The sequence below is a fragment of the Streptomyces gobiensis genome (genome assembly GCF_021216675.1).
GTDB lineage: Bacteria > Actinomycetota > Actinomycetes > Streptomycetales > Streptomycetaceae > Streptomyces > Streptomyces gobiensis.
In genome coordinates, this window is record NZ_CP086120.1 from 2,979,620 (window position 1) to 3,003,116 (window position 23,497).

At 69.2% G+C, this 23,497-nt stretch carries 18 protein-coding genes and 1 pseudogene; 13 read left to right on the forward strand and 6 right to left on the reverse strand.

The genetic code is table 11. The annotated features are described in order from the left end of the window. Nucleotides 1–29 precede the first annotated feature (29 nt). The 4 genes from test1122_RS13840 to test1122_RS13855 form a co-directional block, all read right to left on the reverse strand. Entirely contained in the window at nucleotides 30–2,321 is a 2,292-nt protein-coding gene (locus test1122_RS13840) for a (Fe-S)-binding protein (protein ID WP_232269481.1), read from the reverse strand. Between the two features lie 590 nt (nucleotides 2,322–2,911). After that, nucleotides 2,912–4,009 (reverse strand): M23 family metallopeptidase, encoded by a 1,098-nt coding sequence (locus test1122_RS13845; RefSeq protein ID WP_232269482.1) that lies wholly within the window; start codon nucleotides 4,007–4,009, stop codon nucleotides 2,912–2,914. 138 nt (nucleotides 4,010–4,147) lie between these two features. Then, complete coding sequence (locus tag test1122_RS13850) at nucleotides 4,148–5,254, reverse strand: sensor histidine kinase (RefSeq protein ID WP_232269483.1); 1,107 nt, start codon at nucleotides 5,252–5,254, stop codon at nucleotides 4,148–4,150. After that, nucleotides 5,248–5,928 carry a response regulator gene (locus test1122_RS13855; protein ID WP_232269484.1) on the reverse strand — a complete coding sequence of 227 codons (681 nt, stop codon included), beginning with the start codon at nucleotides 5,926–5,928 and terminating at the stop codon, nucleotides 5,248–5,250. Before test1122_RS13855 ends, test1122_RS13850 begins: the two co-directional genes overlap by 7 nt. Nucleotides 5,929–6,071: 143 nt before the next feature. Between test1122_RS13855 and test1122_RS13860 the strand changes: the two genes are divergently transcribed. The 6 genes from test1122_RS13860 to test1122_RS13885 all read left to right on the forward strand — a co-directional run bounded on the left by test1122_RS13860 (nucleotide 6,072) and on the right by test1122_RS13885 (nucleotide 12,220). Beyond that, nucleotides 6,072–6,956, forward strand: coding sequence for a DUF4344 domain-containing metallopeptidase (locus test1122_RS13860; RefSeq protein WP_232269485.1), 885 nt, complete (start codon nucleotides 6,072–6,074; stop codon nucleotides 6,954–6,956). A gap of 149 nt (nucleotides 6,957–7,105) precedes the next feature. Next, on the forward strand, nucleotides 7,106–8,980 hold the full coding sequence (gene dnaK, locus test1122_RS13865; protein ID WP_232269486.1) for a molecular chaperone DnaK: 1,875 nt from the start codon (nucleotides 7,106–7,108) through the stop codon (nucleotides 8,978–8,980). Then, the gene (gene grpE / locus test1122_RS13870) at nucleotides 8,977–9,657 is read left to right on the forward strand and encodes a nucleotide exchange factor GrpE (RefSeq protein WP_232269487.1); all 681 of its coding nucleotides are present in this window, start codon (nucleotides 8,977–8,979) and stop codon (nucleotides 9,655–9,657) included. The genes dnaK and grpE overlap by 4 nt, the downstream gene beginning before the upstream one ends. A gap of 39 nt (nucleotides 9,658–9,696) precedes the next feature. Next, nucleotides 9,697–10,878 (forward strand): molecular chaperone DnaJ, encoded by a 1,182-nt coding sequence (gene dnaJ, locus test1122_RS13875; RefSeq protein ID WP_232269488.1) that lies wholly within the window; start codon nucleotides 9,697–9,699, stop codon nucleotides 10,876–10,878. Between the two features lies 1 nt (nucleotide 10,879). After that, nucleotides 10,880–11,329 (forward strand): heat shock protein transcriptional repressor HspR, encoded by a 450-nt coding sequence (locus test1122_RS13880; RefSeq protein WP_232269489.1) that lies wholly within the window; start codon nucleotides 10,880–10,882, stop codon nucleotides 11,327–11,329. 63 nt (nucleotides 11,330–11,392) lie between these two features. Then, a complete protein-coding gene (locus test1122_RS13885) occupies nucleotides 11,393–12,220 on the forward strand; it encodes a trypsin-like serine peptidase (RefSeq protein WP_232269490.1) in 828 nt (275 codons plus the stop codon). 315 nt (nucleotides 12,221–12,535) lie between these two features. On the opposite strand, the gene test1122_RS13890 is transcribed toward test1122_RS13885, so the two are convergent. Continuing rightward, nucleotides 12,536–12,940 carry a pyridoxamine 5'-phosphate oxidase family protein gene (locus test1122_RS13890; RefSeq protein WP_232269491.1) on the reverse strand — a complete coding sequence of 135 codons (405 nt, stop codon included), beginning with the start codon at nucleotides 12,938–12,940 and terminating at the stop codon, nucleotides 12,536–12,538. Nucleotides 12,941–12,964: 24 nt separating this feature from the next. Further along, nucleotides 12,965–13,528, reverse strand: a pseudogene (locus test1122_RS13895) (Uma2 family endonuclease). Between the two features lie 181 nt (nucleotides 13,529–13,709). On the opposite strand from test1122_RS13895, the gene clpB reads away from it, so the two are divergent. The 7 genes from clpB (at nucleotide 13,710) to test1122_RS13930 (ending at nucleotide 23,497) form a co-directional block, all read left to right on the forward strand. Next, a complete protein-coding gene (gene clpB, locus test1122_RS13900) occupies nucleotides 13,710–16,316 on the forward strand; it encodes an ATP-dependent chaperone ClpB (RefSeq protein WP_232269492.1) in 2,607 nt (868 codons plus the stop codon). Nucleotides 16,317–16,434: 118 nt separating this feature from the next. Next, nucleotides 16,435–16,968 (forward strand): type III secretion system chaperone family protein, encoded by a 534-nt coding sequence (locus tag test1122_RS13905; protein ID WP_232269493.1) that lies wholly within the window; start codon nucleotides 16,435–16,437, stop codon nucleotides 16,966–16,968. A gap of 243 nt (nucleotides 16,969–17,211) precedes the next feature. Further along, on the forward strand, nucleotides 17,212–18,345 hold the full coding sequence (locus test1122_RS13910; protein ID WP_232269494.1) for an aminotransferase class I/II-fold pyridoxal phosphate-dependent enzyme: 1,134 nt from the start codon (nucleotides 17,212–17,214) through the stop codon (nucleotides 18,343–18,345). A 945-nt stretch (nucleotides 18,346–19,290) separates the two neighbouring features. Further along, nucleotides 19,291–19,815: a DUF2617 family protein gene (locus tag test1122_RS13915; RefSeq protein ID WP_232269495.1), complete on the forward strand. Its 525-nt coding sequence runs from the start codon at nucleotides 19,291–19,293 to the stop codon at nucleotides 19,813–19,815. An 88-nt stretch (nucleotides 19,816–19,903) separates the two neighbouring features. Beyond that, entirely contained in the window at nucleotides 19,904–21,589 is a 1,686-nt protein-coding gene (locus test1122_RS13920; RefSeq protein ID WP_232269496.1) for a polyamine aminopropyltransferase, read from the forward strand. 61 nt (nucleotides 21,590–21,650) lie between these two features. Beyond that, nucleotides 21,651–22,373, forward strand: coding sequence for an SRPBCC family protein (locus test1122_RS13925; protein ID WP_232269497.1), 723 nt, complete (start codon nucleotides 21,651–21,653; stop codon nucleotides 22,371–22,373). Between the two features lie 305 nt (nucleotides 22,374–22,678). Continuing rightward, a complete protein-coding gene (locus tag test1122_RS13930) occupies nucleotides 22,679–23,497 on the forward strand; it encodes an aldose epimerase family protein (RefSeq protein WP_232269498.1) in 819 nt (272 codons plus the stop codon).

Genomic DNA, 23,497 nt, shown 5'->3' on the forward strand with positions numbered 1-23,497 from the left:
GCCATCGGCCGTATGGGAGCCTTGCCCGGCTACTGGGCGGGCTGGGGCTCTGGGGCGGCGGACTCCGTGGTGTCGCCGTCCTCCGGCCCCTCCGGTCCCGCCGGGGTCCTGACCGACTCCAGCAGGAGCTGGGCGACGTCCACGACCTGGACCGACTCCTTGGCCGACCCGTCGTTCTTCTTGCCGTTGACCGAATCGGTCAGCATGACCAGGCAGAACGGGCAGGCGGTGGAGACGATGTCCGGGTTGAGGGACAGCGCCTCGTCCACCCGCTCGTTGTTGACGCGCTTGCCGATCCGCTCTTCCATCCACATCCGCGCGCCACCGGCGCCACAGCAGAAGCCGCGCTCCTTGTGGCGGTGCATCTCCTCGTTGCGCAGCCCGGGGACCTTCCCGATGATCTCGCGCGGCGGGGTGTACACCTGGTTGTGCCGGCCCAGGTAGCAGGGGTCGTGGTAGGTGATCAGACCCTCAACCGGGGTGACCGGGATCAGCTTGCCCTCGTCGATGAGGTGCTGGAGCAGCTGGGTGTGGTGGATGACCTCGTACTCGCCGCCCAGCTGCGGGTACTCATTGGCGATGGTGTTGAAGCAGTGCGGGCAGGTGGAGACGATCTTCTTCTTGGACTTGGGGACGGTGATCCCCTCGTCCTCATCCTCACCGAAGGCCGCGTTCAGCGTGGCGACGTTCTCCTCGCCGAGCTGCTGGAACAGGAACTCATTGCCCAGGCGGCGGGCCGAGTCACCGGTGCACTTCTCATCGCCGCCCATGATCGCGAACTTGACGCCCGCGATGTGCAGCAGCTCCGCGAAGGCCTTGGTGGTCTTCTTGGCCCGGTCCTCCAGGGCACCGGCGCAGCCGACCCAGAAGAGGTAGTCAACCTCGGTGAGGTCATCGACCGTCTTGCCGACGACCGGCACCTCGAAGTCGACCTCCTTGGTCCACTCCAGCCGCTGCTTCTTGGCCAGCCCCCAGGGGTTGCCCTTCTTCTCCAGGTTCTTGAGCATCGTGCCCGCCTCGGAGGGGAAGGCGGACTCGATCATCACCTGGTAGCGGCGCATGTCGACGATGTGGTCGACATGCTCGATGTCCACCGGGCACTGCTCCACGCAGGCGCCGCAGGTGGTGCAGGACCACAGCACATCGGGGTCGATGACCCCGTTCTCCTCGTACGTACCGATCAGCGGGCGCTCGGCCTCGGCCAGCGCGCTGGCGGGGACGTCCTTCAGCTGCTCGGCGGTGGCCTTCTCCTCGCCCTCCATGGTCTTGCCGCCGCCCGCGAGCAGATACGGGGCCTTGGCGTACGCGTGGTCGCGCAGCGACATGATCAGCAGCTTCGGGGAGAGCGGCTTGCCGGTGTTCCAGGCGGGGCACTGCGACTGGCAGCGACCGCACTCGGTGCAGGTGGAGAAGTCGAGGATGCCTTTCCAGGAGAAGTGCTCGACCTGGGACACACCGAACTGGGTCTCTTCGCCGCCCTCCTCGTCGAAGACCGTCTCGAAGTCGATCGGCTTGCCGCCCGAGGTCATCGGCTGAAGCTCGCCCAGCGCGGTGCCGCCCTTGGCGTCACGCTTGAACCAGATGTTGGGGAAGGCGAGGAAGCGGTGCCAGGCCACCCCCATGTTGGTGTTCAGGCTGACCGTGATCATCCAGATCATCGTCGTGCCCAGCTTCACCATCGCCCAGAAGTAGACGAGGTTCTGCAGGGCGGTCAGGCTCAGCCCGCCGAAGAGGGCGACCAGCGGGTACGAGACGAAGTAGGCGGGTTCGTAGCTCTCCACGTGGTGCAGCGCGCCCTCCAGGCCGCGCAGCATCAGGATGGCCAGACCGATGATGAAGATGACGTACTCGACGAAGTACCCCTGCCAGGCCTTCGACCCCGCGAAGCGCGACTTGCGGCCTGCCCGGGAGGGCAGGCTCAGCAGTCGGATCACCATCAGCGTGGCGATGCCCACCGTGGTCATCAGACCGATGAACTCGATGTACATCTCATACGGCAGGAAGCCGCCGAGCAGCGGCAGCGCCCAGTCGGCCTGGAAGAGCTGGCCGTATGCGTTGATGATCGTCGGCGGCAGCGTCAGGAAGCCGATCGCCACGAACCAGTGGGCGACGCCGACGACGGCCCAGCGGTTCATCCGCGTGTGACCGAGGAATTCCCTGATCAGGGTGGCCGTGCGCAGCTTCCAGTCGTTGGTGCGCGATCCTGCCGGGACCGGCTGGCCGAGCTTCACAAAGCGGTAGATCTGTGCGATGGCGCGAGCGAAGAGCGCGACGCCGACCGCGGTGAGTGCCAGCGTGACGATGATCGCGGCGAGTTGCATGACGGCTCCTCGAACCTGCGGGGGCAGTGCCGGTGCCTGCGAGGGCAGGCTTACTAAGCAGTAACTTATCCAGTCTGTATGAGACTACCCACTATCCGCCCCTCGCTGTAGCGAGGCCAGCGGTGATCTGCGGCACCCCTCTGTTACGGCGTCCTCGCGCCTCTCGGCCCCAGGGGCCCTCGCGGGCTTCGGGCCGCCCCGTCGGTGCTGGCCGAGCACCGCTGTCGGCGGAGGGATTCCCCTAACCCGGCCCCTTCCCGAAACTGGGGGCTGCCGCCCCCAGACCCCCAGCGTTGTGGGCACTCGCAGCCCCGCGAGGGGCTGTGGGTGGGCACAACCCCCGGCCACCGGCCTGCACCCGGCCAACCCCGGGGCCCCGGGGCGAAGCCCCGGTTTCCGGGAAGGGGCGGGATACGGGGGACACCCACCCACGACACCCGCCCCGGGGCGGAGCCCCGCCACGCGGCGGAGCCGCATATCGGCACAGCCGGGAAGGGGCGGGCATAGGGGACACCCACCCACGGCACCCGCCCCGGGGCGGAGCCCCGCCGCGCGGCGGAGCCGCATAGCGGTACACCCCGCCCTGGGCGCTAGAGGCGGACGCCGCGTTCGCGCAGCCAGGGGACGGGATCGACACCGGCCCCGTACTGAGGCGTGACGCGTACCTCGAAATGCAGATGCGGCCCGCTCGCATTGCCACTCGCACCGGCCAGCCCGATCTGCTCCCCCGGCCGCACCCGCTGCCCCGGCCTGGCCTGCAACAGGGACAGATGGGCGTACTGGGTGTAGTAGCCGTTGTCATGGCGGATCAGCAGCTGGTTACCGAAACCGTCCCCGCAGGTCGCCACCGTCACCGTGCCCGCACCGGCGGCGCGCACAGGGGTTCCGGGGTCGACCGCGAAGTCCTGCCCGCTGTGCCGGTGAGCCCAGTGGCGGCCCCGCTCGGCGTACCCAGCGGACAGCCGGTATCGCTCCACCGGGGCGACCCAGCCGGACCGCCGCCGTGGGGGTGGCCCGGCCGGTGGGCCGGTAGCGCAGCCGCGCGCGGCGGGCGGCGCGCCGAAGGCGCTGAGCAGCAGCCCGACCTGCCGCTCGACCCGGGACAGCTTCGCCTCGATACCCCGCTTGATCTTGTTCTGGCGAGCCTGGTCCCGCCGTAGCCGCTCCAGCGCCCGGTCCGCCGCGGCCTTGCTCCGTGCCACATCGTCCCGGGCCCGCTCGGCCCGCTCAGCCAGCTGGGCCGCGGCCCGGTTGCCCCGGAGCAAGGAGGAGGTCTGCGCCAGAAACTCCTCCGGCGAGTCGGCCAGCATCAGCTGGGCGCTGGGCAGCAGTCCTCCCGAAGCCCCCGAACGGTACTGCCGGGCGGCCATCCCCCCGACGGTCCGGCGCAGTTCGGCGTACGCGTGCCGCTTGCTGTCCAGCGCGTCCGTCAGCCGGTTGACCGTACGGCGCTGCCGCTTGGTCGCGCGGCGGACCTTCTCGTACGTACGGGAGGCACCTGCCGCCGCCCGGTAGACGCGTGCGGCGTCGGCCTCGGCGGCGGCGATACGGATGGTGACTTCCTGCCGCCCACGGTCGTCGGCCCGGCTGGGAGCGGCGTCGAATATGGGCAGCGCCGGCACCAGGAGTGCGCCCAGCAGGGCGGTCAGCGCTCGGGCTGGATACGACGCACGCACAGACACCAACACCAGCACGATCTCCCGTCAGGCCATGGGCTCATCCGGCTCATCCAGCTCCGGATACCGCCTGGCCTGTCCTGGCGCTGTGATCGTTAAATGGTGTGGCGGAATAATTCCATCCAATACAGGAAAAAGCGGGTAGTTGTATTAATCTCCTGACCGGCCCGTGCTCTGCACCGGCAACTGGGCCTGGACCCGGAAGCCACCGTCGTCCGTCGGCCCCGCCGTACAGCCGCCGCCGAGCTGCTGGGCACGCTCCCGCAGCCCCACCAGCCCATGGCCGCCGCCCGGCAGCCGCATCGCCTCGGCGTCCCGGGCGGCCGGGCCATTGCTGACCTCGACGTGGAGCCGGTCGTCAGCCTCCCACAGCCGCACCTGGACCGTGGCGCCCGGCGCGTGCTTACGGATATTGGTCAGCGACTCCTGGACCGTACGGAAGGCGGCCCGCTCCACCGCCTCCGGATAGCGGCTCTCCTCCGGCACCGCGTCCAGCATCGCGGAATCCGCGGCGAAGCCCACGTCCAGGTCGACCTCCAGCCCGCTGTCCGCGATCAGCCGGGGCAGATCGGCCAGCCGGGGCTGTGGGCTGAGCTGTTGGGCGCTGCCGCCCGCCGCCCGTAGCACCCCCACCAGGTGGCGCAGTTCATCCAGGGTGGCGATCGACAGTGCCCGGATGGTGCCCGCGGTCTCCTTGGCGGCGGGGTCGCCGGTGCTGATGCGCAGGGCCCCTGCCTGGAGGCTGATCAGGCTCACCTGATGGGCGACCACATCATGCATCTCCCGGGCCAGCCGGGCCCGTTCGGTGCTCAGTACCCGCTCGGCGAGCAGTTCGTTCTCCCGGCCCCGGGCGGCGACCAGCAGGCCGATGGCGATGGGCGCGGCGATGACCACCCCCGTATCGGCGATATCCAGCAGGATCTCCCGGACCGGGCTCTGGAAGAGGTCGTCCGCCGGGTTCGGAACGAAGTAGGCCAGGGCGAACAGCAGGGCGCACCCCGCGAGCGTGCGGCGGCCGCCGCGGTACCGGGCGACGGTGTAGAGGGCGATCAGCGGGGCGAACCAGATGAAGCCGATATACAGCCCGAGCAGCGCCACCAGCAGCACCGGGACCGGCCAGCGGCGGCGCAGCAGCAGCGCCCCGGCGGCGGCCAGCGAGAACCAGAGTTCCTTGCTGGGCGTGACCCCGTTGACCAGCAGCGCGTCGGCGCCCGCGAGGACGGCCGGGCCCAGCAGGGAGAGTGCCGGTCTCAGCATGGTTCACCCGGCCGCCCGGTGAGCCCGGCGCGGTCGGCGACGATCGCCGCCTGCACCCGGTTGATGCCGCCCAGCTTGCTGAGCAGCGCGCTGACATGGTCCTTGACCGTGCCGTGTGCCAGGCCCATCTGCCGGGCGATGGCCGCGTTCGACATGCCGTCGGCAAGCAGGGTCAGCACCTCACGCTCCCGTGGGGTGAGCGTGGCCACGGCCCGTACCGCTTCGGGTGTTCCTCCGACACCCTCCAGATAGCCGCCTATCACCGCCCGGGTGACGCCCGGGTCGAGGGTGGCCTCACCCGCGGCCAGCGACCGTACGGCCTGGATGAGCCGTTCCGGTTCGGCGTCCTTGAGGAGATAGCCCGCCGCGCCCAGCCGGAGCGCGGCCGTCAGATAATCGTCCGCGTCAAAGGTGGTCAGCATCGACACTGCGGGCCGCCGCCGCCAGCTGTGCCGCCCATACGCCTCACACAGCCCACGCAGTACGGCCAGCCCGTCCACCTGCGGCATCCGGATGTCCAGCAGCACGACATCGGGCCGGGCGGCCAGTACGGTCTCCACGGCCCCGGGCCCCGAGCAGTCCGCGACGACCTCGATGTCCTCGGCGGTGCCCAGGATCATCCGTACGCCGGACCGGACCAGCTGCTCGTCGTCGACGACGACCACTCGAATCACGGGTTCCGCTCTTTCCGCTCGCTCAGCTCGCTCAGCTCTTCCGTGTCACCACTCTTCCGCGTCACCACCCCGCCGACTGGCGGGGGCGGATGGCGACGTGTGGTGGATCCGCACCGGGGGCCGGTTGCTGGAGAGTAAGGGGTATGCCTGGACGCTACGCCACCTCTGACCTGTCCTCCCGGTGGCCCACAGCCCTCGGGACCATTCTGTTGGTGGCCTTCGCACTGGTGTGCCTGGTGGTGGTGCCACTGCTTCTCGTCACCTCCGGCGCCGGTGCCGACCAGACGAGGACGGGCTCGGGCGGCTTTGTTCCGGAGTACGGTAAGCCAGCCGGGGGCACTGCCCGGGAGCGGGCGTTTCTGCAGGACCACAGGGTGCTGGAAGAGGTCTCCGGGCGGCTCAACGAGCTTGTCGCGATGCCCGCCACGGTGCGGATGACCGGCCGCTCCTGTGGTGACACGGAGGTGGCGTACGACCCTGAGCGCGCGCGTATCGATGTCTGCTACGAGTTTGTGGCCGAGGTCCGGGAGATGTTCGCGGCGGCGCCCTCCGCAGCGGACGCCGATATCGCTGATATCGCCGATGCTGTCGTGGACCGGAAGACCGTGGGCGTGATGACCGAGGCCCTGTACCACGAGGCCGGTCATGCGCTGCTGGACAAGCTGGCGCTGCCCTACACGGGGCGTGAGGAGGATGTGGCGGATCAGTTCGCCGCCTACAGCCTTATCCCGCAGGGTAAGAAGGGCCAGGCGGCGATTCTGGCCGCCGCCGAGAACTATGAGCTGTATGCCGAGGACACCGACCCCCGGGATGTTGACTTCGCCGGTCCGCACGCCGCCGACGCCGTCCGGGCGGTCAACTACCACTCGTATCTCTACGGGTCGGACCCAAAGCGCTACCGGCATCTCGTGGGCGACAACCGGCTCTCCGAGGACCGCGCCGGGCTCTCCGAAGAGGAGTACGACGCCCTGCGGCATGGCTGGGACGCGCTTCTGCGGCCGCATCTCACACGCCGCGACCAGCCCTGACCGGGCGGTTGCGTGTAAGGGCTGGATAAGAGTTGAGTCGGCTGCACTCAGGTACTTTGACGCCGGGCCACCTTGTGATGCACTCTTGAGCCAGTTCCACTCAATACTGAGTTACTGAGCTGTAAGACATAGCTGGAGGAGAGTCCGAAATGGCACGTGCGGTCGGCATCGACCTGGGTACGACGAACTCCGTCGTCAGTGTTCTCGAGGGCGGTGAGCCCACCGTCATCACCAACGCCGAGGGCGCCAGGACCACGCCGTCCGTTGTCGCCTTTGCGAAGAACGGTGAGGTTCTGGTCGGCGAGGTAGCCAAGCGCCAGGCCGTCACCAACGTCGACAGGACCGTCCGGTCGGTCAAGCGCCACATGGGCACCGACTGGAAGATCAACCTGGACGGCAAGGACTTCAACCCGCAGCAGATGAGCGCGTTCATCCTGCAGAAGCTCAAGCGGGACGCCGAGGCCTACCTGGGCGAGAAGGTCACCGACGCCGTGATCACCGTCCCGGCGTACTTCAACGACCACGAGCGGCAGGCCACCAAGGAGGCCGGTGAGATCGCGGGCCTCAACGTCCTGCGTATCGTCAACGAGCCGACCGCCGCCGCGCTGGCCTACGGCATGGAGAAGGAAGACCAGACCATCCTGGTCTTCGACCTCGGTGGCGGCACCTTCGATGTCTCGCTGCTGGAGATCGGCGACGGCGTCGTCGAGGTGAAGGCCACCAACGGCGACAACCACCTCGGTGGTGACGACTGGGACCAGCGCATCGTCGACTACCTGGTCAGGCAGTTCCAGTCCGGGCACGGCGTGGACCTGGCCAAGGACAAGATGGCGCTGCAGCGGCTGCGTGAGGCCGCCGAGAAGGCGAAGATCGAGCTGTCCTCGTCCACCGAGACCACGATCAACCTCCCCTACATCACCGCCTCCGCCGAGGGCCCGCTGCACCTGGACGAGAAGCTGACCCGGGCGCAGTTCCAGCAGCTCACCCAGGATCTGCTGGAGCGCTGCAAGACCCCGTTCCACAACGTGATCAAGGACGCTGGCATCCAGCTCTCCGAGATCAACCACGTGGTCCTGGTCGGCGGCTCCACCCGGATGCCCGCTGTCGCCGAGCTCGTCAAGGACCTGACCGGCGGCAAGGACGCCAACAAGGGCGTCAACCCGGATGAGGTGGTCGCCATCGGCGCCACCCTGCAGGCCGGTGTGCTCAAGGGTGAGGTCAAGGACGTTCTGCTGCTGGACGTCACCCCGCTGTCCCTCGGTATCGAGACCAAGGGCGGCATCATGACCAAGCTGATCGAGCGCAACACCACGATCCCGACCAAGCGCTCGGAGATCTTCACCACGGCCGAGGACAACCAGCCGTCCGTGCAGATCCAGGTCTACCAGGGCGAGCGCGAGATCGCCGCGTACAACAAGAAGCTCGGGATGTTCGAGCTGACCGGTCTGCCGCCCGCCCCGCGCGGCGTCCCGCAGATCGAGGTCACCTTCGACATCGACGCCAACGGCATCATGCACGTCTCCGCCAAGGACCTCGGTACCGGCAAGGAGCAGCGCATGACCGTCACCGGTGGCTCCGCGCTGCCGAAGGAAGACATCGAGCGCATGATGCGCGATGCCGAGCAGTACGCCGATGAGGACCACCGGCGCCGGGAGGCCGCTGAGAGCCGTAACCAGGGCGAGCAGCTGGTCTACACGACCGAGAAGTTCCTCAAGGACAACGACGAGAAGGTGCCCGCGGACGTCAAGTCCGAGGTCGAGGCCGCGCTGACCGACCTCAAGGAGAAGCTGAAGGGCGAGGACACCGCCGCCATTCGCGAGGCCTCCGAGAAGGTCGCGGCCACCAGCCAGAAGCTGGGCCAGGCGCTCTACGCGGACGCCCAGGCGCAGCAGGCCGCCGGCGGTGCCGCGCCGGGCGGTGCCGGTTCGCCTGACGGCCAGGGTGCTCAGGGCGGCGCTGGCGACGAAGATGTCGTCGACGCCGAGATCGTGGACGACGAGAAGCCGAAGGGTGGTGCCGCGTGACGGAGGAGACCCCGGGCTTCGAGAACAACAACCAGGAGCCTGAAGTCCCCGCCGACGCCGCCGCACAGTCCGAGGACGCCGCGGTACAGGCCGCCGGACTCGCCGACCAGGCGGGTCAGGCGGCCCCGGCCGGGGGCTCGCAGGAGCTCCAGGGAGTAGCCCTCACCGCGCAGCTGGACCAGGCCCGTACGGCGCTCAATGAGCGCACGGCGGATCTGCAGCGGCTGCAGGCCGAGTTCGCCAACTACCGCCGCCGGGTGGAGCGGGACCGTGTCTCCGTCAAGGAGGTCGCGATCGCCAATCTGCTGACCGAGCTGCTGCCGGTGCTCGATGACATCGGCCGCGCCCGGGACCACGGCGAGCTGGTCGGCGGCTTCAAGTCGGTGGCCGAATCGCTGGAGATGGTCGCGGCGAAGATGGGCCTGCAGCAGTTCGGTAAGGAGGGTGAGCCCTTCGACCCGATGGTGCATGAGGCGCTGATGCACTCGTACTCACCGGATGTCACCGAGACGACATGCGTGCAGATCCTGCAGCCCGGGTATCGCATCGGCGAGCGTACGATCCGCCCAGCGCGGGTCGGTGTCGCCGAGCCGCAGCCCGGCGCCGCGCCGCAGGCACCGAAGGGTGAGGAAGCACCGGCGACGGGCGAGGAGAACGGTGGCCCGGACGAGGGCTGACGTGAAGGCTGGAGAAGAACGGAAGGAGGGGCGCCGAGGATGAGTCTCAGCAGAGAAGTGCTGGAAAAGGATCTGTATAAAACCCTCGGCGTTCCCAAGGACGCCACCGAGGCGGAGATCAAGAAGGCGTACCGGAAGCTCGCCCGCGAGTACCATCCGGACGCCAACAAGGGCGACGCCAGGGCGGAGGAGCGCTTCAAGGAGGTCTCCGAGGCCAACGACATCCTCTCCGACCCCAAGCAGCGCAAGGAGTACGACGAAGCGCGCAGCCTGCTGGGCGCGGGCGGCTTCCGCCCGGGCCCGGGCACCGGCGGCAGCTTCAACTTCGACCTGGGCGACCTCTTCGGCGGCACCCAGGGCCCCGGCGGCCCCGGTGGCGCGGGCGGCTTCGGCGGCGGTCTCGGCGATGTGTTCGGCGGGCTGTTCAACCGTGGCGGCGCCGGCACCCGTACGCAGCCCCGCCGTGGCCAGGACATCGAGTCCGAGGTGACGCTCAGCTTCACCGAGGCGGTCGACGGGGCCACGGTCCCGCTGCGGATGTCCAGCAGCGCGGCGTGCAAGGCCTGTTCGGGCACCGGCGACAAGCACGGCACGCCCAGGGTGTGCCCGACCTGTGTCGGCACCGGGCAGGTCAGCCGGGGTGGCGGTGGCGGCTTCTCGCTCACCGACCCCTGTCTGGACTGCCGGGGCCGGGGCCTGATCGCCCAGGACCCGTGCGAGGTCTGCAAGGGCAGCGGCCGGGCCACCAGTTCGCGCACCATGCAGGTCCGGATCCCCGCCGGGGTCGCGGACGGGCAGCGCATCCGGCTGCGCGGCAAGGGCGCGCCGGGCGAGCGGGGCGGCCCGAACGGTGACCTCTATGTCGTCGTCCACGTCGACCAGCACCCGGTCTTCGGCCGCCGGGGCGACAATCTCACCGTGACGGTGCCGGTCACCTTCACGGAAGCGGCGCTGGGTGGTGAGATCAAGGTGCCGACGCTCGGCGGACCGCCGGTCACGCTCAAGCTGCCGCCCGGGACACCGAGTGGCCGCACGCTGCGGGCCCGGGGCAAGGGCGCGGTACGTCAGGACGGCACTCGGGGCGATCTTCTGGTCACCGTCGAGATCGCCGTACCGAAGGATCTGAACAAGAAGGCGAAGGAGACCCTGGAGTCCTTCCGCGACGCTACCGCGGGAGAGGACCCACGGGCGGCGCTGTTCGAGGCCGCGAAGGGAGACTGAGGTGGACGGCCGAGGTGTACGCAGGAATCCATACGAGCTGACCGATGAGTCGCCGGTCTACGTCATCTCGGTCGCCGCTCAGCTCTCCGGGCTGCACCCGCAGACCCTGCGCCAGTACGACCGCCTCGGCCTGGTCTCCCCGGACCGCACGGCCGGGCGCGGCCGCCGGTACTCGGCGCGCGACATCCAGCTGCTGCGTGAGGTCCAGCGCCTGAGCCAGGACGAGGGCATCAACCTCGCCGGGATCAAGCGCATCATCGAGCTGGAGAATCAGGTGGCCGCGCTCCAGTCGCGGGTCGCCGAGCTGCAGCAGGCGCTGGAGGGCGCGGCGGTCACCATGCGCCAGCGCGAGGCCCAGGTACACGCCTCCTACCGCCGCGACCTGGTCCCGTACCAGGACGTCCAGCAGTCCAGCGCCCTGGTCGTCTGGCGCCCGGGGCGCGGAGAGTAGTCGCGTAACCCGGTCGGCTCCACGTGACTGGCTGATGGCGCTGAGTCACCACACCGTGGTGGCATGGAGCAGATACGCAGGGTGATAGCCGGCCTCGCGACCGGCGTCACCGCCATAGCACTGGTCGGCGTCACCTTCCCTGGCCCCCGGGCCGCTGACATTCCCGATTCCCGGGGAGATCCCTGGGCTGGTAAGCCCGTGGAGAGCGTGGGCAAGATCATTACGGATCTCGGCGACGGCAGGGTGGGCGTCTGCTCTGGCGCCGTCGTCGATTCCCCCAGCGGCAGTGTCGTGGCCACCGCCGCGCACTGCGTCAATACGCCGGACTTCCCTGACACCCCGATACGCGGGTGGTTCGCCCCCGGATACGACCGCATCGGCACGGCGGGTGCGATGAAGTCCGGGTGGAAGATCGAGTCGTATCACACCCCGCCGGGCTGGGATGTCAGCCAGCGGATCGAGAAGATACTTCCCCATGACTACGCGTTTGTGACCGTCGAGAAGAAGGACGGCGAGTCGGTCCAGGACGCTCACGGTGCGAACGCGCTGGCGTTCACGCCTGTCGACGCCCGTCAGCGGGTTGTCGCGTTGGGCTATGCGGCCGGGCCGCCGTTTGACGGCGAGTCGCTGAGCTACTGCGCGGGCGCGGTGGAGCTGCTTACCGAGGTGACCGCGCACAAGTCGAACGTCGGCGGTCTGCTGCTGGAGCCTTGCCGGCTGACGCGGGGGGCCAGTGGGGGGCCCTGGCTGCAGGGCTTCGACGAGGCGTCGCGGACTGGCACGGTGGTCGGCGTGCTGTCGGTGGGCAGCGGCGCGGGGCAGGTGCTGGGGCGGCCCTATCCGGCTCATACGGGTAGGGCGCTGTTTGAGCGGGCGGCCCGCGCGTCCTAGCCGGGCGGCTGGTGGAGTTTCCCCCGACCCCGCCCCTTCCCGGAAACCGGGGCCTCGCCCCGGGGCCCCTTGTCCGGTGCGGGTCGGTGGCCGGGTGTTGTGCCCACCAAGCGTCGCGAGCTCCGTTGCGGGGTGGGCCGGAGCGTCGTGGTTGGTGTGGGTGGGTGGTTGCGTAGCAGGGCGGGCCCACGCCCCTCGCGGGGCTGGAGGCACCTCCTGGGGGCACCTCCCTGGGGGCACCTCCCAGCGGTAGCTGGGGGAGGAGTCTGGGGGAGTTAGCTGGGGGAGAGTGCCCACAACATTGGGAGGCGCCTGCTAGGCGTGGCCCATGGCTCGGGTGAGGGTGATTTCGATCAGGACACGGTCCGGGTTGGGCTTCGGGGTGCGGCCGTAGCGCTCGGCGTAGCGGGCGACCGCGTCCGCGATGGCCGGTGCGTCCGTACGGACCGTGGCGACGCCCTCCAGCGTCGCCCAGCGCCCCCGGTGCACCTGGCACACCGCGACCCGCGCACCTTCCGGGCCCGCGGCGAGGATGTGGGCGACCTTGGCGCTGTGCTTGTTGGTGATGACCCGGGCCAATCCCGCCCCCGGGTCGTAGGTGACACCGACCGGGACGACGTGCGGAGTGCCGTCGGGCCGCGTGGTCGTCAGGGTGCACAGGTGGTACTCACGCCAGAACGCGAGGTACTCCGGGCTCGGGTCACGTACGTCGATCGCCATGCAGGAAGGGTAGTGGGCGAGGGGTCAGACGAGGTCCCTGGTCTCCAGCTCGAAGGAGAAGAGAGCGGGGAGGGCGATGGATTTGCCGGGGGCGACGGAGCGCGTCTCGGTGTAGTCCTGGCCGGATGGCTCGCTGAGGAGGGTGACTCTGCGCTGTTCGCGATCTACGAGGAGTTAGAGGGGGATATCGGCGCGGGCGTAGCAGTGCCGTTTGGTGACGCGGTCCCTGTGTGGTCTGGCGTTGGTCACCTCGGTGACCATGGCGACCCCGTCGCAGGGCATCCAGGGTTCGGCATCCTGGAAAAGCCCGAGTTCGCGTGGCACGAAGGTGGCGTCCGGAATTGCCCGATTCGTAGGGCCGGGAATCAGCCCCTTGTTGCCGGAGAACTGCATGTCCGTCTTCGCGTGCCGGTACACCTGCTGGACGAGCCTGGAAAGACAGTGTTCGTGATCGCCGTCCGGTGGCGGTGAGACAACGATCTCCCCCTCGATGAGCTCGGCACGCAGGCCTTCGGGGGGCTCCAGAGTCAGAAAGCTCTCCAGGAGGAGGTCTTTCTGGGTGGGCGGCTGGTGTGGCATGGGCGTCATGCTGCACCGCGCCGCAGCCGGTGGCGGAGCGCGTACCCGGTCGTTCACCCTGAAGTGTGGCGGTGATCCGCGAGGTAAGAGGGTGAATCTGAGGCATTGAGTGGAGTAGACTCAACTTTATGCAGGTTCTCTAAAGCAGCGTGCCGAGGAGCCCAAGACCCGCAAGGAGGAGAGACCGCACGTGGATGCCGAGCTGACGAACAAGAGCCGGGAAGCGATCGGCGCGGCGAACAACCGCGCCATCACCGATGGTCACCCCGACATCACTCCGGCCCATCTGCTGCTGGCCCTGCTGGAGGGCGCGGAGAACGAGAACATCCAGGATCTGCTCGCCGCCGTCGACGCGGATCAGGCCGCCCTGCGCTCCGGTGTCGAGCGGCTGCTCGCCGGGCTCCCCACCGTGCAGGGCACCAGCGTCGCCAAGCCGCAGCCCAACCGGGAGCTGCTGGCCGTTATCGCCGACGCTGCCCAGCGGGCCAAGGAGCTGGGCGACGCCTATGTCTCCACCGAGCATCTCCTCATCGGTATCGCCGCCAAGGGCGGCCACACCGGCGAGCTGCTGACCGAGCAGGGCGGGAGCGCCAAGAAGCTGCTCGCCGCCTTTGAGCAGATCCGTGGCGGTCAGCGGGTGACCACGCCCGACCCGGAGGGCACGTACAAGGCGCTGGAGAAGTTCGGTACGGACCTCACCGCCGCCGCCCGGGAGGGCAGGCTCGACCCGGTCATCGGCCGGGATCAGGAGATCCGCCGGGTGGTGCAGGTGCTCTCCCGGCGTACGAAGAACAACCCCGTGCTCATCGGTGAGCCGGGCGTCGGCAAGACCGCTGTCGTAGAGGGCCTGGCGCAGCGCGTCGTCAAGGGCGATGTGCCCGAGTCGCTGCGGAACAAGCGGCTGGTCGCGCTCGATCTGGGTGCGATGGTGGCCGGTGCCAAGTACCGGGGTGAGTTCGAGGAGCGCCTGAAGACCGTACTGTCCGAGATCAAGTCCAGCGACGGCCAGATCATCACCTTCATCGACGAGCTGCACACCGTGGTCGGGGCCGGTGCGGGCGGCGACTCCGCGATGGACGCGGGCAATATGCTCAAGCCGATGCTGGCCCGCGGCGAGCTGCGGATGGTCGGCGCCACCACGCTCGATGAGTACCGCGAGCGGATCGAGAAGGACGCCGCGCTGGAGCGCCGCTTCCAGCAGGTGCTGGTCGCCGAGCCGACCGTGGAGGACTCCATCGCGATTCTGCGCGGGCTCAAGGGCCGTTACGAGGCACACCACAAGGTGCAGATCGCCGATGGCGCGCTGGTCGCCGCGGCGACCCTGTCCGACCGCTACATCACCTCCCGGTTCCTGCCGGACAAGGCCATCGACCTGGTCGATGAGGCGGCCTCTCGGCTCCGGATGGAGATCGACTCCTCCCCGGTAGAGATCGATGAACTTCAGCGTTCCGTCGACCGGATGAAGATGGAGGAGATGGCCCTTGCCACCGAGTCCGACCCCGGCTCTCAGGAGCGGCTGGCCAGGCTCAAGCGCGACCTCGCCGACCGTGAGGAGGAGCTGCGTGGCCTGACCGCCCGCTGGGAGAAGGAGAAGCAGGCCCTCAACCGCGTCGGTGAGCTCAAGGAGCGCCTCGATGAGCTGCGCGGCCAGGCCGAGCGCGCGGAGCGCGATGGCGACTTCGATACGGCCTCCAAGCTGATCTACGGGGAGATCCCCGGTCTGGAGCGGCAGCTGGAGGAGGCGGCGAAGGCCGAGGCCGAGCAGGAAGCGGCCCAGGACACCATGGTCAAGGAGGAGGTCGGTACCGACGACATCGCCGATGTGGTCGCCTCCTGGACCGGCATCCCCGCCGGGCGGCTGCTGGAGGGCGAGACCCAGAAGCTGCTGCGGATGGAGGACGAGCTCGGCAAGCGGCTGATCGGCCAGACCGAGGCGGTACGGGCGGTCTCCGACGCGGTACGCCGCAGCCGCGCCGGAGTCGCCGATCCGGACCGGCCCACCGGCTCCTTCCTCTTCCTCGGCCCGACCGGTGTCGGCAAGACCGAGCTGGCCAAGGCGCTCGCGGACTTCCTCTTCGACGATGAGCGGGCGATGGTCCGTATCGATATGAGTGAGTACAGCGAGAAGCACAGCGTCGCCCGGCTGGTGGGCGCGCCCCCCGGCTATGTCGGCTACGAGGAGGGCGGCCAGCTGACGGAGGCGGTACGGCGGCGCCCGTACACGGTCGTACTGCTCGATGAGGTGGAGAAGGCCCACCATGAGGTCTTCGACATCCTGCTCCAGGTACTCGACGACGGTCGGCTGACCGATGGCCAGGGGCGGACGGTGGACTTCCGTAACACCATCCTGGTGCTCACCTCCAACCTGGGCAGCCAGTACCTGATGGACACCCTCGCCAAGGAGGAGGAGAAACGGGAGAAGGTCCTGGCCACGGTCCGTAGCTCCTTCCGTCCGGAGTTTCTGAACCGGCTGGACGATGTGGTCGTCTTCTCCGCGCTCAGCAGCATCGAGCTGGAGCGGATCGCCGCGCTGCAGATCGCCAGCCTGCAGAAGCGGCTGGCCGAGCGCCGTCTCTCGCTGGAGGTCACCGACGCCGCCCTGCACTGGCTGGCGGTCGAGGGCAACGATCCGGCGTACGGCGCCCGCCCGCTGCGCCGCCTGGTCCAGACGGCCATCGGTGACCAGCTCGCGCGGGAGATCCTGGCGGGCGAGATCAAGGACGGCGAAACGGTTCGCGTGGATGTTGCCGGTGAGGCCGTGGGTAATGGGCTGGTCGTGGGGCCGGTACGGGCCTGACGGTGCACCCGATCACCGGGTGTAACAGGCCACTTAGCCACCACTCAGCCGACCGGGCTTGCCAGGACGGGGTCAAAGTGAGGGAGGATGGACGGAGCCGTACGAAGGGAACACCCACGTGAGCATCGACCCGTCCTCGATTCCGAATTTCGGGGGCAAACAGCCTGAACCCGAGGGGAGCGGCGGCCCGGCAGGTCCGGTCATCCCGGACCAGGACTTGGTCAAGCAGCTTCTCGACCAGATGGAGCTGAAGTACGTCGTCGACGACGAGGGTGACCTCGCCGCGCCGTGGGAGGAATTCCGGACGTACTTTATGTTCCGTGGAGAGGACGAACAGCAGGTCTTCTCGGTCCGTACGTTCTACGACCGGCCTCACCCGATCGATGACAAGATCAAGCTTCTGGAGTCGGTCGACGACTGGAACCGTCGCACCCTGTGGCCCAAGGTCTACAGCCACACCCATGACGATGGCACGGTCCGGCTGATCGGTGAGGCACAGATGCTGATCGGCACCGGTGTCTCGCTGGAGCACTTTGTCTCCAGCACGGTCAGCTGGGTGCGGGCCTCGATTGAGTTCGACAAGTGGCTTGTCGACACGCTCGGTCTGGAGAAGGACGCCGAGTCCGGACCCGACGAGTCCGACGAGGGCTAGACGAGGGCTTACAGCGCTCATCAGGACCGAACCACCACCACACCGGCCCCCAGGCACTCGCCTGGGGGCCGGTGCGCGTTGTCCTGCCGCGCGCCTATGGTGAGGGCGAACCTCTGGCCGACGACTGCTGACGACTGCTGACGACTGCTGATGACGCCGATGAGGCGATGACTCGGAAAGCGGGATGGCATGGATACTCAGGCGACCCCAGCGCGGTGGAGCGCCGCGGCGCGGGTGCGGGGCATGGGTACGTCGATCTTCACGGAGATGACGGAGCTGGCGCGGCGCACGGGGGCGGTAAACCTGGGGCAGGGCGTGCCGGAGCTGGACAGCCCCGCCACGCTGCTCAAGGACGTGGCCGACGCGGTGCTGTCGGGCCACAACCAGTATCCGCCCGCGCACGGTTTCCCGGCGCTACGGGAGGCCATCGCGGCACATCAGCTCCGCCGGTACGGCCTCGACTACCAGGCCCAGGGGGAGGTACTGGTCACCACGGGCGCGACCGAAGCCCTCGCCTCGGCGCTGCTTGCGCTGTGCGACCCGGCGGACGAGATCCTCGCCTTCGACCCCTGCTACGACGCCTACGCGGCGGACTCCCGGCTCGCCGGCGCCCAGCTCATCGGCGTCCCGCTGGTCCTCGACGGCGACGGCTTCGCCCTTGACGCGGACGCGCTGCGGGCCGCCGTAACGTCCCGGACCCGGATGCTGATCCTGAACACCCCGCACAATCCCACGGGCAAGGTGTTCACGGCCGGGGAACTGGCCGCCATCGCCGATATCTGCCGCGAACACTCGTTGACGGTCGTCACGGACGAGGTCTACGAGCACCTCATCTATGACAACAGCGCGCACCATCTGACCATCGCGGCGCTGCCCGGCATGCGGGAGCGGACGCTGATCATCTCCTCGGCGGGCAAGACCTTCAACACGACGGGCTGGAAGGTCGGTTGGCTCTGCGGCCCGGCGCCGCTCGTGGCCGCGGCCGGCGCCGCGAAGCAGTTTCTGACCTACGCCTCTGGCACCCCGTACCAGGAGGCCCTGGCACGGGCGCTCGGTTCGGTGGAGGAGTGGGCGACCGAGCTACGGGGCACACTGCGCCGGAACCGGGACCTGCTGAGCGACGGCCTGTCCCGGGCCGGGCTACGCCCCTTCCGCGCGGACGCCGGCTATTTCGTACAGGCCGACGTACGGCCGTGGGGCTACCAGGACGGTGTGCGGTTCTGCCGTGACCTTCCGGAGCGGGCGGGCGTCGTGGCCATCCCCACCTCGGCCTTCTACGTCAGTGCGGACGCCCCCGCCTGGCTGGTCCGCTTCTCCTTCTGCAAGCAGGCCCCCTCCCTCCAGACAGCCGTAACCCGCCTGGCGACCGCCCGCTGATCCCGCCGCGACCGGCCCGCCGGACTTCTCCCCTAACCCACCCCTTCCCGAAACTGGGGGCTTGCGCCCCCAGACCCCCACAGTGTTGTGGGCAGTCGTTCCGCTGGGCGTGGGGGCACCTCCCAGCGGTAGCTGGGGGAGGGTGGGCACAACCCCGGCCACCGGAGCCGCACCGGCCACCCCGGGGCCCGGGGCTACGCCCCGGTTTCCGGGAAGGGGCGGGATACGGGGAAACCCACCACGGCACCCCCGCAGCCGGGCGAAGCCCCGCCGCGCGGCGGCAGCCGCACATCGGTACAGCCGGGAAGGGGCGGGATACGGGGACACCCCCACCCCGGCCACCCCGGAGCCGCACCGTGATACGGGACGCCATCACGATCTCGTTCAGTCTGTGGTGGTGAACCTCTGAACTTCCTCAACTCCGCTTTGAGACCGGCCGGGCCGGGGAACCAGCCCGGCACACGTGACACAGCGCATCTGACGGCACAACACAGGGGGAAGTGCAATGGGGGAATTCGGATTCATCATCATCGTCGTCGGTTTGGTCGTTGTGGCGGCCCTGGTGAGATGGCTCGTAGGGGCCGTGTCCACCAGCGGTGGGGGGCGTAGCTCTTGGCGCGGCGGATCGTCCAGTGGCGGCTACTGGGGCGCTGGGGGCGGGGGTGGGGGCTTCTCCGGCGGGGGAGACGGCGGCTCCTGCGCCGGCGGCGACGGCGGAGGTGGCGGGGGCGGTTGCTGACCCGCATTACCCAAGTGGTGGGCGCTCGTTGAACATATGACCAGTTCGGCCCTCGCCGGTATGGAACCCCAGCGGAGTTGGGTAAAACCGCTGTGGACTTGGCACGAATCATGATTCGGTAAAGCCGTATCCGGACCCCACGTGGGCACGAGCCGGCGAACGAAGAGTCCCGAACCTCCACACTGTGTGCTTTGCGGAGCCGACCCATGCTCACCACTCTCAAAACTGCCTACACCGACACCCGAGCCGGCGACCTCGCCTGGGCGCTCGGCCGGGAACCACTGCCCTCGCTGGCAGCGCTCGACCTGGAACTCTCCGGCGCCAAGGTGCAGTTGCGGCTGCTTGGCGCCTCCCATCAGGTACTGCTCGAAGAGGAGAACGGAGTCTGTTCTGAGACCGTGGCCTGTATGCCCGGCAGCAGCACTCCGCTGCCGGTAGGCGTCTCCAAGCGGCTCGGCACCTTGGACTATGAGTTCGCCGCGCGCGTTGAAACCCTTTCCCACGGTTGCTTCGCGGGCCGTGCCCAGGAGCTGCTGGCGCTGGTCGCCGATCACCCCCATGGCCTCGCCGGGACCTTCCCCGGCAGCCCGAACGCGTTCACCGCGCTTCTCGTGCAGCGCATGAAGGGCCAGGTGTGCTGGCGTACCTGGCACTCCTATCCGCAGGAAGGGCGGCTGGTCGCGACCCGCACCCGGGTGGGCATATCCACCCCGGGGGAGGCCCAGGCCTAGTACGCCGTTACTCGGTGTACCGAGCCCCCTGAAAATTCCACTCCTGTGGGTGACTTGATGGACGATTAGTGTCACGTAGCGTTCACCCATGATCGACCAGCCCGTGTCCGCACCGGTGGCGCAGCAGCCAGATCACGGGTCGGATGTGGCACCCGCGCAGCTGCCGGTGCCGCCTGGACTCGGCCGCCTTCTCGTCCTGGGCTCTGTCTTTATCTGCGCCGCCTGCGGTCTCGTATACGAGCTCGAACTTGTCGCCCTGGCCTCGTACTTGGTCGGCGACTCGGTGACCCAGGCATCCATCGTGCTCTCCGTGATGGTCTTCGCCATGGGCATCGGCTCACTCCTCGCGAAACGATTGTGCTACCGCGCGGCAGCGGGCTTTGGCTTTATTGAGGCGCTGCTCGCGCTCATCGGCGGCGTTTCCGCTATGGCGCTGTACGCGTGCTTCGCCTGGTTCGGGGAATCGCGTATCGCGCTCGTCGGCTTCTCCCTCGCCATCGGGGTGCTCATCGGCGCCGAGATGCCGCTGCTGATGACCCTCATCCAGCGCGTCCGCGCCCAGGACGCGGGCGGCGCGGTCGCCGATCTCTTCGCCGCCGACTATGTCGGCGCGCTCGTCGGCGGTCTGGCGTTTCCCTTCCTCCTCCTGCCCTTCCTCGGTCAGCTCACCGGTGCGCTGCTGGTCGGCGTGGTGAACACGGTGGCGGGCGGTGTCGTGGTGCTGTGGCTCTTCCGGCACGATCTCAGCGCCTTCTGCCGGGGTGCGCTGCTGGTGGTCAACATCGGGGTGGTAGTGCTGCTCGCCGCGGCCGCCGCGTTCGCCGGGAGCTTTGAGGAGGCGGCGCGGCGCGCGGTGTACGGCGGCGATGTACGGGTCGCGATGTGGACCGATGTCCAGGAGATCGTGCTCACCGAGGGCCGGGGTGATGGCGAGCCGGGTGAGCACCGTCCGCATGGCCTCGAGCTGTTCATCGACGGCCGGCTACGGGTGTGCAGCGCGGATGAGGCCCGCTATCACCAGGCGCTCGTCCACCCCGCGATGGCCTCGGGGCCGCACGCCCGGGTGCTCATCCTGGGCGGCGGCGATGGGCTCGCCCTGCGCGAAGTGCTTCGCTACGACGACGTACGGGCCGTGACCGTTGTCGATATTGACCCGGGCGTCATCGAACTGGCCCGTACCGATCCCCCGTTGAGCGCCCTCAATGAGGGCTCCCTGGACGACCCCCGGGTCCGGATCGAGACCGCGGACGCCTTCCACTGGCTGCGTGGTGGGCCCGGCCCGGGCGAAGCTCCGTATGACGTCATCATCTCCGGCCTCCCGGACCCCCGGATCACCGCCAGCACCAAGCTGTACTCCCAGGAGTTCTACGGCCTGGTCCGCCGCTCCCTGGCCGACGATGGCCGGGTCGCCGTGCACGCGGGCTCGCCGGTTACCGACCGCCGAGCCTTCTGGACGGTCGACGCGACCCTCCGTACGGCCGGTCTGCACCCCACCCCGTACGCCGTCGACGGCCGGGTTTCCGGCTTCACCTCGGGCCCCGACCGTTCCCAGAACCAGCACGCCCCCGGCGTACATCCCACTGACCGCCGTACCGACTGGGGCTTCCTCCTCGCCGCCCCCGGCACCGCACCACCCCTCACCCTCCCGCCGGGCGACGCCCGCCCCAAGGCTCTCACCGAACCCGACCTGCACCGTGCGGCCATCGCGGCCGAACGCCAGCGGATGCCGGACCTGCCGCCCTCGACGCTGATGCACCCCCGCTATCTGGGGTGACGCGCGGTGGAATGCCCACGACTGGGGACATGTCACAGGAGTCGTGGGTAGGCTCCGCCCCATGGAGCATGAGATGTACGTTCCGTTCCCTGTCGGTTCCGTGCGCGCCGCGCTCGCTGAGCCGGAGCGCGTGGTGCGCTGTGTGCCGGGGTTGCAGCTGGACGCCCAGGGTGATGCGGCCGAGGACAGTGGTGCGGTCGAAGGGCGGCTGCGGGTCCGGATCGGGGGCTCCACCATTACGTATCGCGGTGTCCTGAGCCTGACCGAGCGGGAGAACGGTTTCGCCGTAGCGGGCGAAGGCACCGAGGCGCGGGGCAGCGGATCGGTGAAGCTCGCGCTCACGGTGGTGCCGCGGGACGCCGAGGACGGTCAGGGCACGGTGCTGGCGTGCTCCGGGACGGTGCGGGGCGAGGGGCGGATCGCGGAGTTCGAGGACAAGCAGGCGCTGGCCGTGGGGCGGCGGCTGCTGGACCGTTTCGGTACGGCGTTCGCGGAGAGTCTGGCGGTGGACACACCCGCCGATGACAACGAGCGGGCCATCCCCGGGATCCCGTCCCCGGAGGCTGCCACGGAGCCGTCCGCGGAAGCGGCGCATGCCCGGCGGACCATGATCGGGCGCAGCGCGGAAGAGGTGGACCACGCACCGCCGCGCGGCCGTTACGCGCCGGTTCCCGCGCCCGAGACCAGCTCCACCACCGCCACACTGCGCTGGGCGGCCCCTGCGGCCGCCCTGGCACTGGCCACCGCGGTAGTAGTAAGCCGAGCCCTCCGCCGCCGCCGGTAACCCACCCGGGGGCAAGTCCCCCGAAACTGGGGGCTGACGCCCCCAGACCCCGAGGTGTTGTGGGCACTCGGTCCGCCCGAGGGGCGGAACGGGTGGGCACAACACCGGCCACCGGAGCGCACCGGCAAACCCCGGGGCCCGGGGCGAAGCCCCGGTTACGGGAAGGGGCGGGAATTGGGGAAACCCACCCACGGCAACCCCGCAGCCAGGCGGAGCCCCGCAGCCGGGCGGAGCCCCGCAGCCAGGGCGGCACCCCGCTACGTGGCGCCGCCGCACGGCGGCCCCATACCGCCTACGCTCGTTACGTGACCACCCACACAACCCAAGTCCACCTCGCAGCCGCAGAAACCGAGCTCACCATCGAGCCCGCCCACGGCTGCCGAATCGCCTCGCTGAAGGTGCGCGGCACCGAGCTGCTGCGGCAAGGCGAGAAGTACGGCTCCTTCGTGATGGTGCCCTGGTGCGGCCGCACCGACCGAGGCCGCGTGGTCAACGGCGGCGAGACGTACCACCTGCCGGTCACCGACGGCCCACACGCCATGCACGGCCTCGCCCGCGCCGCCGCCTGGCAGACCGTACGGATGAACGAAAGATCCGCGGCCTTCACCTATGAGCTGGGCATGGCCGACCCCTGGCCCTGGCCCGGCACGGTCACCCAGGTCATCGAGGTGGCCGAGGACGGCGGCGGTGTGACGCTCGCCCTGGGCGTGGAGACGATCGGCGACTCCTTCCCCGCCCAGGTGGGCTGGCACCCCTGGTTCCTGCGGAACCTGGGCCAGGGAGGCCAGGACGTCCGCATTGACTTCAGCCCCGAGTGGCAGGAGGAGCGCGGCGACGACGAGCTGCCCACGGGCAGACGGATCGACCCGCGGCCCGGCCCCTGGGACGACTGTTTCGGTATGCCGGACGGCGTCGATGTCACCCTCACCTGGCCCGGGGAGCTGGAGCTCAAGGTCGTCAGCCGGTCCGCCGAGTGGGTCGTGATCTACGACAAGCAGGAGACCGCCGTCTGCGTCGAGCCGCAGTCCGGCCCGCCCAACGGGCTCAATACGGATCCCCGGCTGGTCACCCCCATCGAGCCGCTGGAGATTGCCACGACATGGTCATGGAAGGTCCTGGCTTAG

Bases quoted from the DNA above. Each gene is read 5' to 3' on its own strand.
- test1122_RS13840 (WP_232269481.1), bottom strand. From the start codon at position 2,321: ATGCAACTCGCCGCGATCATCGTCACGCTGGCACTCACCGCGGTCGGC.
- test1122_RS13850 (WP_232269483.1), bottom strand. From the start codon at position 5,254: ATGCTGAGACCGGCACTCTCCCTGCTGGGCCCGGCCGTCCTCGCGGGC.
- test1122_RS13860 (WP_232269485.1), top strand. From the start codon at position 6,072: ATGCCTGGACGCTACGCCACCTCTGACCTGTCCTCCCGGTGGCCCACA.
- dnaK (WP_232269486.1), top strand. From the start codon at position 7,106: ATGGCACGTGCGGTCGGCATCGACCTGGGTACGACGAACTCCGTCGTC.
- dnaJ (WP_232269488.1), top strand. From the start codon at position 9,697: ATGAGTCTCAGCAGAGAAGTGCTGGAAAAGGATCTGTATAAAACCCTC.
- test1122_RS13885 (WP_232269490.1), top strand. From the start codon at position 11,393: ATGGAGCAGATACGCAGGGTGATAGCCGGCCTCGCGACCGGCGTCACC.
- test1122_RS13890 (WP_232269491.1), bottom strand. From the start codon at position 12,940: ATGGCGATCGACGTACGTGACCCGAGCCCGGAGTACCTCGCGTTCTGG.
- test1122_RS13910 (WP_232269494.1), top strand. From the start codon at position 17,212: ATGGGTACGTCGATCTTCACGGAGATGACGGAGCTGGCGCGGCGCACG.
- test1122_RS13915 (WP_232269495.1), top strand. From the start codon at position 19,291: ATGCTCACCACTCTCAAAACTGCCTACACCGACACCCGAGCCGGCGAC.
- test1122_RS13920 (WP_232269496.1), top strand. From the start codon at position 19,904: ATGATCGACCAGCCCGTGTCCGCACCGGTGGCGCAGCAGCCAGATCAC.
- test1122_RS13925 (WP_232269497.1), top strand. From the start codon at position 21,651: ATGGAGCATGAGATGTACGTTCCGTTCCCTGTCGGTTCCGTGCGCGCC.